Annotated in this window: 8 protein-coding genes; 7 read left to right on the forward strand and 1 reads right to left on the reverse strand. The window is 71.6% G+C overall.

What is annotated here, in order from left to right; all coding sequences use genetic code 11:
* Positions 1-81: 81 nt before the first annotated feature.
* The 5 genes from IE278_RS29425 to IE278_RS29445 all read left to right on the forward strand — a co-directional run bounded on the left by IE278_RS29425 (position 82) and on the right by IE278_RS29445 (position 8,620).
* Positions 82-1,881: an ABC transporter ATP-binding protein gene (locus IE278_RS29425; RefSeq protein ID WP_246570811.1), complete on the forward strand. Its 1,800-nt coding sequence runs from the start codon at positions 82-84 to the stop codon at positions 1,879-1,881.
* A complete protein-coding gene (locus IE278_RS29430) occupies positions 1,878-3,773 on the forward strand; it encodes an ABC transporter ATP-binding protein (protein ID WP_189776286.1) in 1,896 nt (631 codons plus the stop codon). Before IE278_RS29425 ends, IE278_RS29430 begins: the two co-directional genes overlap by 4 nt.
* 251 nt (positions 3,774-4,024) lie before the next feature.
* Positions 4,025-6,061, forward strand: coding sequence for a M4 family metallopeptidase (locus tag IE278_RS29435; RefSeq protein ID WP_373312106.1), 2,037 nt, complete (start codon positions 4,025-4,027; stop codon positions 6,059-6,061).
* 332 nt (positions 6,062-6,393) lie between these two features.
* Entirely contained in the window at positions 6,394-8,040 is a 1,647-nt protein-coding gene (locus tag IE278_RS29440) for a M4 family metallopeptidase (RefSeq protein WP_189776288.1), read from the forward strand.
* A 73-nt stretch (positions 8,041-8,113) separates the two neighbouring features.
* The gene (locus IE278_RS29445; protein ID WP_189776289.1) at positions 8,114-8,620 is read left to right on the forward strand and encodes a DUF1990 domain-containing protein; all 507 of its coding nucleotides are present in this window, start codon (positions 8,114-8,116) and stop codon (positions 8,618-8,620) included.
* 48 nt (positions 8,621-8,668) lie between these two features.
* On the opposite strand, the gene glgP is transcribed toward IE278_RS29445, so the two are convergent.
* Positions 8,669-11,287 carry an alpha-glucan family phosphorylase gene (gene glgP, locus IE278_RS29450; RefSeq protein ID WP_189776290.1) on the reverse strand — a complete coding sequence of 873 codons (2,619 nt, stop codon included), beginning with the start codon at positions 11,285-11,287 and terminating at the stop codon, positions 8,669-8,671.
* Between the two features lie 224 nt (positions 11,288-11,511).
* Here glgP and IE278_RS29455 point away from each other — a divergent pair, with 224 nt between their 5' ends.
* A complete protein-coding gene (locus IE278_RS29455) occupies positions 11,512-11,916 on the forward strand; it encodes a S8 family serine peptidase (RefSeq protein ID WP_189776291.1) in 405 nt (134 codons plus the stop codon).
* Between the two features lie 232 nt (positions 11,917-12,148).
* The coding region (locus IE278_RS29460; RefSeq protein ID WP_373312107.1) for an alpha-1,4-glucan--maltose-1-phosphate maltosyltransferase at positions 12,149-14,275 on the forward strand (2,127 nt) is incomplete at its 3' end.

The following is a 14,275-nucleotide window of genomic DNA, read 5'->3' on the forward strand; positions in this document are numbered from 1 at the left end:
GGTCCGGAGCAGGTCGGTCCCGAGCGCGGCGGTCCCGAGCGGGGCGGTCCCGAGCGGGGCGGTCCCGAGCGGCTGAGCCGTCTGGAGCGCTTCGCGTACGAGGATCCCGGCGTGCCGGATCTGCGGGGCGGCGGCCGGTACCTGTGGTGGCTGGTCACCCGGCAGCCGGGGCGGTCGGCGGCGGGCGCGGTGCTGGCCACCGTCTGGCTGGTGCTCATCGCGCTGACGCCGTATCTGCTGTCCCGGGCGATCGACGACGGGCTGGAGCCGGGCGACCGGGTGGCGCTCGCCGGCTGGTCGGCCGCGCTGCTGGGCCTCGGCGTGTTCAACGCCGTGGTGGGCGTCCTGCGCCACCGCACGATGACCAAGGTCCGGATGGACGCCAACTTCCGCTCGGTGAAGCTCGTCGTCGGGCAGGCGACCCGGCTGGGCGCCGGGCTGTCCCGGCAGACCGGCACCGGCGAGGTCGTCACGATCGGCGTCGGTGACGTACTGACCATCAGCGGGGCCCTGACCGTCGTGGGGCCCGGCGTCGGCTCGGTCGCCGCCTACGTCGTCGTGGCGGGGCTGCTGCTGTCGGTCTCGCCGCCGCTGGCCGCGGTGGTCCTGATCGGCATCCCGGTGATCGTCGTGCTCATCGGCCCCCTGATGGGGCGGCTGCGCGGCACGGAGACCGAGTACCGCGAGCTGCAGGGCACGCTGACCGCGCGGATCGGGGACCTCGCGGGCGGGCTGCGGGTCCTCAACGGCCTCGGCGGGAAGGGGCTGTTCGCCGACGCCTTCCGCCGGGACTCGCGACTGCTGCGGGACCAGGGGTACCGGGTCGGGTCCGTGACCAGCTGGCTGCAGGCGCTCGGGGTGGGGCTGCCGACCATGTTCCTGGCCGTGGTGACCTGGCTGGCGGCCCGGCTCGCCGCCCAGGGCACGCTCACCGTCGGCGAGCTGGTGTCCGTGTACGGCTACGCGGCGGTCCTCGTGGGCCCGGTGGCGTTCTTCGTCGAGTGCGGGTACCAGATCAGCCGGGGCGTGGTGGCCGCCCGGCGCGTCGTACGTTTCCTGGCCCTGGAGCCCTTGATATCGGACGGCTCCTCCGGCGACTCGGCTGCGCACCTCTCACTGGACGCCCCGGCGGAGCCCGCCGTGCTGCACGATCCGCAGTCCGGGGTGCGGGTGGTGCCGGGCGCGCTGACCGCGCTGGTCGGTGCCCGTCCCGCGGAGTCCGCCGCCGTGGTCGACCGGCTCGGCCGCTACACCGAGTCGGCGGCCACCTGGGGCGGTGTGCGGCTCGACGCGATCGCCCTGCCGCGCATACGGGAGCGCGTCCTGGTCGCCGACCACGAGGCCGACCTGTTCGCGGGCACCCTGCGCGAACTGCTCGCCGGCCGCCCGGACCTGGACGGCGCCGACGACGCGGCCGTCGGCAGGGCCGTGCACGCGGCCGTCGCGGACGACATCGTGCTCGGGCTGCCCGACGGGCTCGACTCGGCCGTGGACGCGCAGGGCCGCAGCCTCTCCGGGGGCCAGCGGCAGCGCGTACGTCTCGCGCGGGCCCTGCTCGCCGACCCCGAGGTGCTGCTCGCGGTCGAGCCCACCTCGGCGCTCGACGCGCACACCGAGGCCGCGGTCGCCGCCCGGCTGCGGGCCGCGCGCAGAGGCCGTACGACCCTCGTCACCAGCACCTCGCCGCTCGTGCTCGACCAGACGGACACCGTGTACTACCTGGTCGACGGCGAGGTCGCGGCCGTCGGCGGACATCGCGAACTCCTCGACAGGGAGCCGGGATACCGGGCGCTGGTGGCCCGCGACGCGGCCCCGGACGGCGGGGAGGCCGGGAAGACCGGCGCGCGCGACGCGCAAGAGCCTGAAGGGGCCGTGCGATGAGCACGCAGTTGCCGGTCGCAGAACCGGCCGACGTGCGGGCCGCCGCGGCCCGGCTGATCCGCGCGGACGGCCGCGCCTTCGCCGCCGTGCTCGTCCTGAACGCGCTGGCCGCCGCTGCCGGGCTGGCCGGCCCCTGGCTGCTCGGCCGCATCATCGACGAGGTCAGGGCCGGTGCCGGGGTCGCCGTCGTGGACCGGCTGGCGCTCGTCATCGTGGTGTGCGCGCCCGCCCAGTTGCTGCTGGCGCGGGCCGCCCGGTTCGTGGGGCACCGGTTCGGGGAGCGGACGCTGGCGCGGGTGCGCGAGGAGTTCGTCGACCGGGCGCTGGCCCTGCCCGCGTCCGTCGTGGAGCGGGCGGGCACCGGCGATCTCACGGCCCGCGGCACCGCCGACGTCGCCGCGGTGGGCACGACCCTGCGCGACGCGGGGCCCGAACTGCTGATCTCCTCGGTGCAGGCGCTGTTCCTCATCGGCGCGGTCTTCGCCCTCGATCCGCTGCTCGGCGGCTGCGCGGTGCTCGCCCAGGCCGGTATCTGGTTCGCCCTGCGGTGGTATCTGCGCCGGGCCCGCCCCGCCTACCTCGCCGAGGGCGCCGCCACCTCGGAGGTCGCCGAGATCGTCTCGGCCACCACGTCCGGCGCGCGCACGGTCGAGGCGTTCGGGCTGCAACGGCGGCGCGTCACCGCGAGCCGGGACGCCCTCGACGCGTCCCGCCGTACCCGGATGCACACGCTGAACCTGCGGTCGGTGTTCTTCCTGTCCGTGGAGATCTCGAACGTCCTGCCCGTGGCCGTCGTCCTGATGGTGGGCGGCGCCCTGCACGCGCGGGGCGCGATGAGCGTGGGCGCCGTGGTGGCTGCGGCCCTGTATCTGCGCCAGCTGGAGTCGCCGCTCGACACGATCCTGATGCGGGTGGAGCAACTGCAGGCCAGCGGCGCGTCGTTCGCGCGGGTGGAGGGCCTCGCCCGGGCCCCGAGGAGCGGACCGGCGGGGTCGCCGTCGGAATCGGCAACGGACTCGGCATTGGGATCGGCATTGGGATCGGCATTGGGATCGGCAGCGGCATCGGCATCGGGATCGCCGTCGAAGTCCCCCGTCCCGGCGGACGACCGGATCGACGTGCGGCGGGTGCGGTACGCGTACGACCGCGGCGGTGAGGTGCTGCGCGGGGTCGACCTGACCGTACGGCCCGGCGAGCGGCTGGCCGTGGTGGGTCCCTCCGGCGCCGGGAAGACGACCCTGAGCCGGCTGCTCGCGGGCATCGACGTGCCGGGCTCCGGCACGGTGACGGTCGGCGGGGTGCCGGTCGCCGCCCTGGACCCGGAGCAGCTGCGGCGGCAGGTCGTGCTCGTCACCCAGGAGCACCACGTGTTCCTGGGCGCGGTCCGCGACAACCTGCTCATCGCCGATCCGGCCGCCGACGACGCGGCGTTGTGGGCCGCGCTGGCGGCGGTCGGCGCCGACGACTGGGCCGGGGAACTGCCGGACGGGCTCGACACGGAGCTGGGCCCCGGCGGCCGTCCCCCGGCCGCCGCTCACGCCCGGCCGCGGGGAGGTGCGCCCGTCGCGGACGGCTCGCGGGCCCAGCAACTGGCCCTGGCCCGGGTGGTGCTCGCCGACCCGCACACCCTGATCCTCGACGAGGCCACGGCGCTGCTCGACCCGGCCACCGCACGCCACACGGAGCGCGCGCTGGCCGCCGTGCTCGAAGGGCGGACCGTCATCGCCATCGCGCACCGTCTGCACACCGCGCACGACGCGGACCGGGTGGCCGTGATGGAGGAGGGCCGCATCACCGAACTCGGCACCCACGAGGAGTTGGTGGCGGCCGGCGGCGCCTACGCGGCGCTGTGGAACTCGTGGCACGGCGAACGGTCCGCATACCGAACATGACCCTCCGGACAACGGAGGCTTTCCGGCCAACTTCCTGTCGCGCCCCTGACAGACGTGCCCATTCCCTGCCACCCTTCCCACGACCACCTCACAGCAACCTCACAGAAATCGCTGTGGCGTGGTGCTCGGCTCTGCACGCAAGTGGCCCCACCCGCACGTGGTTCTGCGTTCCGTCTTGTTCTGCCCGGACGGCTCTCGACCGTCCGGTCCCCCCTGGCCACGCGTTCGTGGCCACGCAGAAGGAGTCCGTGTTGAAGCGCACCTCCCACAGACCCACCGCCCGTCCCATCCCCCGCAAGGCGGCAGCCGGCGCGCTCGTCGCCGTCGCCGCCCTGCTCGCCGCGGCCGTCCAGACCGGCGCCGCGACCGCCGACGCCCCACCCGCCCCGGGCCAGCTCGACAAGGGTTCCCTGGCGGTCAAGCTCTCCCCCGCCCAGCGCGCCGCGCTGATCCGCGACGCCGACTCCGCGAAGACGGACACCGCGGCCGAACTCGGCCTGGGCGCGCAGGAGAAGCTCGTCGTCCGTGACGTCGTCAAGGACGCGGACGGCACGGTCCACACGCGCTACGAGCGCACCTACGCCGGACTCCCGGTCCTCGGCGGCGACCTGGTCGTCGAAACCGCCAAGTCAGGCGAGACGGAGGGCGTCACGCGGGCGGTGCGTGCCCAGCTCAAGGGGCTCACGACCAGCGCCGCCGTGAAGCCGGCGGTCGCCGAGAAGCAGGCGCTCAAGGCGGCCTCGGCGGAGGGCTCGAAGAAGACCGAGGCCGACGGGGCCCGCAAGGTGATCTGGGCGGCGAGCGGCAAGCCGACGCTCGCGTACGAGACGGTCGTCGGGGGCCTCCAGCACGACGGCACCCCGAACGAGCTGCACGTCATCACGGACGCAGCGACCGGCAAGAAGCTCTTCGAGTATCAGGGCGTCGACAACGGCACCGGCAACACCCAGTACAGCGGCTCGGTGGCGCTCGGCAGCGCCCAGTCCGGGTCGACGTACAACCTCACGGACACCACCCGCGGGAACCACAGGACGAACAACCTGAACCGCGGTACGTCCGGCACCGGCACGCTCTTCTCCGGCCCGGACGACGTGTGGGGCAACGGCGCCGCCTCGAACCTGGAGACGGCCGCCGCGGACGCCCACTACGGGGCCGCGCTGACCTGGGACTACTACAAGAACGTGCAGGGCCGCACGGGTATCCGCGGTGACGGCGTCGGCGCGTACTCCCGGGTCCACTACGGCAACAACTACGTCAACGCCTTCTGGCAGGACTCCTGCTTCTGCATGACGTACGGCGACGGCTCGGGCAACGCCAAGCCGCTGACGTCGATCGACGTGGCCGCGCACGAGATGACGCACGGCGTGACCGCGAACACCGCGGGCCTCGTCTACAGCGGTGAGTCGGGCGGTCTGAACGAGGCGACCTCCGACATCTTCGCGGCGGCCGTCGAGTTCCACGCCGGGAACTCCTCCGACGTCGGTGACTACCTGGTCGGCGAGAAGATCGACATCAACGGCAACGGCACCCCGCTGCGGTACATGGACAAGCCGAGCAAGGACGGCGCGTCCAAGGACAGCTGGTACTCGGGGATCGGGTCGGTGGACGTCCACTACTCCTCGGGGCCGGCGAACCACTTCTTCTACCTGCTCAGCGAGGGCAGCGGCGCCAAGACCGTCAACGGCGTCGCGTACGACTCGCCGACCTCCGACGGTCTGCCGGTCACCGGCATCGGCCGCGACAAGGCCGCGCTGATCTGGTTCAAGGCGCTCACCACCAAGTTCACCACCACGACCAACTACGCGGCGGCGCGCACCGGCACGCTGGCGGTCGCGGGTGAGCTGTACGGCACCACCAGCGCCGAGTACACGGCCGTGCAGAACGCCTGGGCCGGCATCAACGTCGGTGCCCGGCCGGGCGGCGGGGGCGGCGGCACGTCCTTCGAGAACACGACCGCGGTATCGATTCCGGACAACGGGGCCGCTGTCACCTCCTCGATAACTGTTTCCGGCCAGGCCGGAAACGCCCCGTCCAACTTGATCGTGACGCCGAACATCACCCACACCTGGCGCGGCGACCTGGTCGTCGACCTGGTGGCGCCGGACGGCTCGACGTACCGCCTCAAGCCGTTCAGCTCCTCGGACTCGGCGGACAACGTCACCGAGCCCTACACGGTCAACGCCTCAACCGAAGTCGCCAACGGGACCTGGCAGTTGAAGGTCCAGGACCAGGCGGCGCAGGACGTCGGCAGGATCAACAGCTGGAAGATCACCTTCCCGACGGCCTAGCCGCACGACCCCGGCACACAGCGGGTGCCACCCCGGGACCGACCTTCCGGGGTGGCACCCTCTTTGCTTCCGCTTTGCCGAGATCTTGCCATGCTCTTCCGTTCCCATTGCGCCGCCTTGACGGGTGATCAAGTCCGCAATGCGTACGCCGATCTTCGGGCAGCGGACGATTTCCGGCCAACCTCCATTTGCCCCAATGACATGTACGCGACCCACCTGGCACTGTTCACCTCGCACGGCACGGATCAGTACGGCACGCCCGCACCGCAACTTCACAGTCGCCCGACCGCTCCCCCATAACGGTCGGACACACCCCCCACGAAGGAGCTTGTGTGACCCCCCTCTACGCGCGTCGCAACCGCACCACTGTCGCCATCGCCACCGCCGTCGCGGCCGGTGCGCTCCTCACCACCGGCCTGACCACCGGTGCCTCCGCCCAGACCCCGGTGGAGAAGTCCGACGCGACCCTCGCCGCGGCGCCGGTCCAGCTGTCCCCGGCAGCCCGTACGAGCCTCCTCGCGAAGGCCGACGCCGCCGCCACGGACACCGCCGACGAGATAGGTCTCGGCGCCGACGAGAAGCTGGTCGTCAGAGACGTCATCAAGAACGTCGACGGCACGACCCACACCCGCTACGAGCGCACGTACGCGGGGCTCCCGGTCCTCGGCGGCGACCTGGTCGTCCACGAGACCGAGGCCGGGAAGACCACGGGCGTGACCAGGGCGACCAAGGCCACCATCAAGGTCCCGGACCTCACCCCGGGCATCGCCAAGTCCGCGGCCGAGAAGCAGGCCGTGTCCGCCGCGAAGGCCGAGGGCAGCAAGAAGTCCGCCGCCGACAAGGCGCCCCGCAAGGTCGTCTGGGCGGCCGACGGCAAGCCGGCCCTGGCCTACGAGACGGTCGTCGGCGGCTTCCAGCACGACGGCACCCCGCAGGAGCTGCACGTCGTCACCGACGCCGAGTCGGGCAAGAAGCTGTACGAATGGGAGGCCATCCAGACCGGTATCGGCAACAGCCAGTACTCCGGCAAGGTCACCATCGGCACCTCGCTGTCGGGCTCGACGTACCAGCTCAACGACACCTCGCGCGGCTCGCACAAGACGTACAACCTGAACAAGGGCACGTCCGGCACCGGCACCCTCTTCACCGACGCGGACGACACCTGGGGCACGGGCGCCGCGTCCAACACCCAGACGGCGGCCGTCGACGCGCACTACGGCGCCCAGGCCACCTGGGACTTCTACAAGAACACGTTCGGGCGCAGCGGCATCAAGAACAACGGTGTGGCCGCCTACTCCCGCGTCCACTACAGCACGGCGTACGTCAACGCCTTCTGGAGCGACAGCTGCTTCTGCATGACGTACGGCGACGGCGCGGGCAGCGTCAAGCCGCTCACCTCGCTGGACGTCGCGGGCCACGAGATGACCCACGGCGTCACGTCGAACACCGCGGGCCTGAACTACAGCGGTGAGTCGGGCGGCCTGAACGAGGCCACCTCCGACATCTTCGGCACGGCGGTCGAGTTCTACGCGGCCAGCGCCTCCGACGTCGGCGACTACCTCATCGGCGAGAAGATCGACATCAACGGCAACGGCACCCCGCTGCGGTACATGGACAAGCCGAGCAAGGACGGCGCGTCCAAGGACAGCTGGTCGTCCAGCCTCGGCTCGGTGGACGTCCACTACTCCTCCGGTCCGGCGAACCACTTCTTCTACCTCCTCTCGGAGGGCAGCGGCGCCAAGACGATCAACGGAGTCAGCTACAACTCCACGACGTCCAACGGCACCACGCTCACCGGCATCGGCCGGGACAAGGCCATCAAGATCTGGTACAAGGCGCTCACCGAGTACATGACGTCCACGACGAAGTACGCGGGCGCCCGTACGGCGACCCTGAGCGCGGCGTCGGCGCTGTACGGCTCGACGAGCACCGAGTACAAGGCGGTGGCGGCGGCCTGGTCCGGCGTGAACGTGGCGTAACGGCTTCCTGAGTGTGCGCGGGGCGGTACCCGGGACGAAGGCTGTCCCGGGTACCGCCCTACTCTTGGTTCCCATGCCCTTCACGTACGAGGATGTGGGTGCGACCCGCGACGGCCGGTGCCCACCCGGCTTCCACCCCCTGCACGTCCGCACCCGCATAGGCGAGGGCCACGAGGTCTTCTCATCCGCCTCCCAGGCGGTCATGACCTGGGAACTCCACAAGGCGGCCGGAGTCAGGATCACGACGGACGCCACCGAGGCGGCCCCGGGCGTCGATGTGACGGTCGGCCTGGGCTCCCTCATCAAGGCGCCCTGCCGGATCGTCTGGACCCTCGACGAACCCCGCCGCGCCGGCTGGGCCTACGGCACCCTGTCCGGCCATCCGGAGTCCGGCGAGGAGGCCTTCGTGGTCGACCGCACGGGCGACGGCACGGTCTGGCTGACCGTGACCGCCTTCAGCCGCCCGGCGAAGTGGTACACCCGCGCGGGCGGCCCGGCCACCCGCGGCCTCCAGCACGCGTACGCACGCAGGTGCGGGGCGGTGCTGCGGCGGATGTGCGCGGACTTCGACGAGGCGTAGGGCCCGGTCACCCCGCCCCGTGCCGCCATCCGCCTCCGCTTCTCCCCCTCACCGCATGAGCACCCCCGCCCCCTCCACCAGTTCCTCCGCCGGTACCGCCACCAGGCCCAGTTCCGCGTTGGAGGCCAGTAGGCGGTGGGCCGGGAGGATGCGGACCGTGTAGCCGAAGGGGCCCGTGCGGTCGAGGGAGAGCGGGCCCTCGTAGTGCCAGCGGCCCTCCTGGTCCGGGCCGCCCGCCGGTTTCAGCGGGAACGTCGTGCCGTCCGTGATGCGGTCCTCGGAGTCGACGCGGCCCGAGACCGCCTGGACCTCGACGTCGTCCGGGGCCAGGTCGCCGAGGGCGACGAGCACCCGCAGGGAGAGCGTCGAGCCCAGTTCGGCCGTGGCGGTCGCGGCCGTCGTCTCGACATGGTCGACCGTGACGTGCGGCCAGGCCGCCCGCACCCGGGACTTCCACACCGCCAGCTCCCGCGCGGCAGGGTGGTCCATGGAGCGGTGGGCCAGGGCCGCCGGGGTGTAGAGGCGCTCCACGTACTCGCGGACCATGCGGCCCGCCAGGAGCTTGGGGCCCAGGTGGGACAGGGTCTGGCGGACCATCTCGATCCAGCGGTCGGGCAGACCTGCCTGGCCGAGTTCGTAGAAGCGCGGGGCCACCCGCTGTTCCAGCAGGTCGTAGAGGGCGCCGGCCTCCAGTTCGTCACGGCGGTCGTCGTCCACCGCGGTGCCGTCCGCCGTGGGGATCGCCCAGCCGAAGTCCGGCCGGAACCATTCGTCCCACCAGCCGTCCAGGACCGACAGGTTGAGGCAGCCGTTCAGCGCGGCCTTCATGCCCGAGGTGCCGCAGGCCTCCAGGGGGCGCAGCGGGTTGTTGAGCCAGATGTCGCAGCCGGGGTACAGCTTCTGCGCCATCGCCATGCCGTAGTCGGGCAGGAAGACGATGCGGTGGCGCACCCGCGGGTCGTCGGCGAAGCGGACCAGTTCCTGTACGAGGCGTTTGCCGCCGTCGTCGGCCGGGTGGGCCTTGCCCGCCACCACGATCTGGACGGGCCGCTCGGAGTGCAGCAGCAGGTCCATGAGCCGGTCGCGGTCCCGCAGCATCAGCGTCAGGCGTTTGTAGGAGGGGACACGGCGGGCGAAGCCGATGGTCAGGACGTCCGGGTCCAGGACGCCGTCGATCCAGCCCAGTTCCGCCGTCCCGGCGCCCCGCTGCCGCCAGGACGCGTACAGCCGCTCCCGTACCTCCGTCACCAGTTGCTCGCGCAGGGAGCGGCGCAGCTCCCAGATGTCCTGGTCGGGGATGTCGGCGACGGCGTCCCAGGTCTCGGAGCCGCCGACGGTGAGGGCGTCCTCGGTGCGCTGTGCGCCGATCTGCCGGGCGCCGAGCCGGAACACCTCGGGCGCGACCCAGGTGGGGGCGTGGACGCCGTTCGTCACGGAGGTGATGGGGACCTCGGCGGGGTCGAAGCCCGGCCACAGTCCCGCGAACATCTCCCGGCTGACCTGGCCGTGCAGGAGGGAGACGCCGTTGGCCCGCTGGCCGAGCCGCAGTCCCATCACCGCCATGTTGAAGAGGTTCGGCTCGCCGCCCGGGTAGGTCTCCATGCCCAGTTGCAGGATGCGTTCGACGTCGATGCGCGGGAGTTCCGCGTCGGGGCCGAAGTGGCGGGCCACCAGCTCCCGGTCGAAGCGGTCGATGCCGGCGGGCACGGGGGTGTGGGTCGTGAAGACGGTCCCGGCCCTGACGGCTTCGAGGGCGGCCTCGAAGTCGAGGTCCTCGTAGGACAGTTCGTGGATGCGCTCCAGACCGAGGAAGCCCGCGTGGCCCTCGTTCGTGTGGAACACCTCGGGCCGCGCGTGGCCGGTGAGCCTGCAGTACGTACGGACCGCGCGCACCCCGCCGATGCCGAGCAGCATCTCCTGGAGCAGCCGGTGCTCGCTGCCGCCGCCGTACAGCCGGTCGGTGACCCCGCGCTCGCCGAGGTCGTTCTCCTCGACGTCGGAGTCGAGCAGCAGCAGCGGGACCCGGCCGACCTGGGCCAGCCAGATCCGCGCGTGCAGGGCCGTACCGCCGGGGAGGGCCAGGGAGACCTGGGAGGGGGTGCCGTCGGGTTCGCGCAGCAGGGAGACGGGCAGTTCGTTGGGGTCGAGGACCGGATAGTGCTCCTGCTGCCAGCCGTCCCGGGACAGGGACTGGCGGAAGTAGCCGTGCCGGTAAAGCAGTCCGACGCCGATGAGGGGTACGCCGAGGTCGCTGGCAGCCTTGAGGTGGTCCCCGGCGAGGATGCCGAGGCCTCCGGAGTACTGCGGCAGCGCGGCGGTGATGCCGAACTCGGGTGAGAAGTAGGCGATGGCGGCCGGGAGTTCGGCGGGCTGGGACTGGTACCAGCGGTCCCCCGTCACGTAGTCGTTCAGATCGTCGGCGGCCGCGGACAGCCGCCGCAGGAACCTCCGGTCGCCGGACAGCTGGGCCAGCCGTCCGGACGACACGCTCCCGAGGAGCCGTACGGGATCGCAGCCGGAGGCGGTCCAGCGCTCGGGGTCCACGGACTGGAAGAGGTCACGGGTCTCGGCATGCCAGGACCAGCGCAGGTTGCGCGCCAGATCGCTGAGGGGGTGGAGGGCTTCCGGGAGTACGGGACGCACGGTGAACCTGCGGATGGCCTTCACGAGCTTCCACCTTCACAAAGGGCGTGTCACCTAGGACGTTCGGACGTCACCCACGACGGTAGCGGGGTGGGTGGGTCCGCAACTACGGCGCGAAACGCCGCACGGAGCGCTCCGCCCCACTTCGGGGGTGTGGGGGGTATGGCCGGTTCCGTACCGGCGTGCGGGCTTGTGGGAGGGCACGGCGCACGAGAGGCTGCCGCTTGTCGACGAGGGGAGCGCACACCATGGCAGTGACGCGCACACGGCGGCCGCACCGGGCGGAGGGCCTGACCGCGGCCCTGACGGCCGACTCACCGGCCCGCGTCGAGGAGGCGATCACGGTCGGGGCGAGCGACCCGGCGGAGGCCAGGGCGTACTTCTGCGACTGGGGCGCGCGACTCGACCCGTTCGCGCCGGGCGTGGACGTCACCTCCGCCTCGCACACCGGCGACACGGCGAGGGCGACCCACTCCGGCACCTCGACGGCGTCGCCCCGTGCCGCCGGCGCGGCCGCCCCGTATCTCGCCGGCCGTCCCGCGGCGGCTCCCGCCGAGGTCGGCAGGGCCCTCGCCGACCGGGCGGCGTCCGGAGCACTGTCGGACGTGCGCCCCGGTTCCCCCGGCACACTCCTCCAGGTCGCCAACCCTTGACCAAGTAGACATTCATGGGCCGGTCTCGTCCCGCGAATCCCGGGTAGATGCTCACGGATCAGTGGCGGATTCCCGACGGGCGAGGCCGGTCTTGTGTGTGGACATACGCGCGAGTAGTTAACAAAGTGCCGGATTGCCTACCCGAAAGGGGTGGGAAGGCTCCCTCGGTAACACACCGCAGGACCCCCACACTCTCATCCGCCCACCCACGTTGACGCGGACAGGAGCGGTCATGCCCGCCATGCACCACCAGCCGTCACCACCCCCGACGCCCAGCACCACACCACCCCCGGACCCGGGGGAGAAAGCCGACCGCCCACAGGCACACAAGGCCCGGACCGCCGAGAAGGCGGCTCCGGCGCAAGCCGCCGGTTCGACCGGTTCGGCCGGTCCTGACCGTTCGGCCGGGACACCCGGTAAGCCCGGCGAGCCCGAACAGGCCGGGCAAACCGGGCAGACGAATCCGGCCAAATCCCCGGCGCCCGACTCCGGGCGAGCCGTCTCCACCGCCTCCCTCCCCGAAAGTGCCCCCGTGATCGGCCGCATCCCCGTCCTGGACGTACGTCCTCTCGTCCTGGGCGGCCGCCGCCCCGCCAAGGCCGTGGTGGGAGAGTCCTTCGAGATCTCCGCGACCGTCTTCCGGGAGGGCCACGACGCGGTCGCCGCGAACGTCGTCCTGCGCGGCCCCGAGGGCCGCACGGGCCCCTGGACGCCCCTGCGCGAACTCGCTCCCGGCACGGACCGCTGGGGCGCCACCGTCTCCGTACCGGCGCCCGGCCTGTGGACGTACACCGTGGAGGCCTGGGGCGATCCGATCACCACCTGGCGCCACCATGCCCAGATCAAGATCCCGGCGGGCATGGACACCGAACTCGTCCTGGAGGAGGGCGCGCTGCTGTACGAGCGTGCCGCGGCCGGGGTACCGAAGAGCAAGGGCCGGCGTGAGGCGATCCTCGCGGCCGTCACGGCCCTGCGCGACACGGGCCGTCCTGCGGCGGCGCGGCTCGCCGCCGCGCTCACCCCCGACGTGAACCATGTCCTCGCCCGCCATCCGCTGCGCGAACTGGTCACCGCGGCCGAGCCGCTGAACCTCCAGGTCGAGCGGGAACGGGCCCTGTTCGGCTCCTGGTACGAGTTCTTCCCGCGTTCGGAGGGCGCGGTGGTCGAGCCCGGGAAGCCGCCGGTCAGCGGTACCTTCCGCACGGCGGCCCGGCGGCTGCCCGCGATCGCCGAGATGGGCTTCGACGTGGTGTACCTGCCACCGATCCACCCCATCGGCACGACCTTCCGCAAGGGCCCCAACAACACACTGGACCCCGGCCCGTACGACGTGGGGGTGCCGTGGGCGATCGGCTCACCGGAGGGCGGGCACGACGCCGTCCACCCCGACCTCGGCACGATCGACGACTTCGACGACTTCGTGCGCCGCGCCGCGGAACTGGACCTGGAGATCGCGCTCGACTTCGCGCTCCAGTGCTCACCGGACCACCCGTGGGTGGAGAAGCACCCGGAATGGTTCCACCACCGCTCCGACGGCTCGATCGCGTACGCGGAGAACCCGCCGAAGAAGTACCAGGACATCTATCCGATCGCCTTCGACAAGGACATGCCGGGCCTGGTACGGGAGACGCTCAGGGTACTGCGGTTCTGGATGAGTCATGGCGTGAGGATCTTCCGCGTCGACAATCCGCACACGAAGCCGGTCGTCTTCTGGGAAGAGGTGATCGGGGAGATCAACCGCACCGATCCCGATGTGATCTTCCTGGCCGAGGCGTTCACCCGCCCGGCGATGATGCACACGCTCGGCGCGATCGGTTTCCAGCAGTCGTACACGTATTTCACCTGGCGCAACACCAAGGAGGAACTGACCGAATACCTCACCGAACTCTCCGGTGACGCAGCCGCTTATATGCGGCCCAACTTCTTCGTCAACACCCCCGACATCCTGCACGAGTTTCTTCAGCACGGTGGCCGGGGGGCCTTCGAACTGCGCGCGGTGCTGGCCGCGACCCTCTCCCCGACCTGGGGTGTCTACAGCGGATTCGAGCTGTGCGAAGGCGTGCCGGTGCGTGACGGCAGCGAAGAGTACCTGAACTCCGAAAAGTACCAACTACGTCCGCGAGACTGGGAGTCGGCAGAACGCGAGGGCCGTAGCATCGCGCCCCTGATCGCCGAGCTGAATGCGATCAGGCGCCGCAGTCCCGCCCTTCGACAACTGCGTGACCTGCATTTCCACCACACGGACAAGGAGGCGGTGCTCGCGTACTCCAAGTCGGTCACGGACGCACGCGGATCGAACACGGTTCTGGTGGTCGTGAACCTCGACCCCCACCACACCCAGGAAGCCACCATCTCGTTG

This window comes from Streptomyces tauricus (assembly GCF_014650955.1).
GTDB lineage: Bacteria > Actinomycetota > Actinomycetes > Streptomycetales > Streptomycetaceae > Streptomyces > Streptomyces tauricus.

Excerpts from the sequence above, each read along its gene's own strand:
- IE278_RS29430 (WP_189776286.1), top strand. The coding sequence starts at position 1,878 with ATGAGCACGCAGTTGCCGGTCGCAGAACCGGCCGACGTGCGGGCCGCC.
- IE278_RS29445 (WP_189776289.1), top strand. The coding sequence starts at position 8,114 with ATGCCCTTCACGTACGAGGATGTGGGTGCGACCCGCGACGGCCGGTGC.
- IE278_RS29455 (WP_189776291.1), top strand. The coding sequence starts at position 11,512 with ATGGCAGTGACGCGCACACGGCGGCCGCACCGGGCGGAGGGCCTGACC.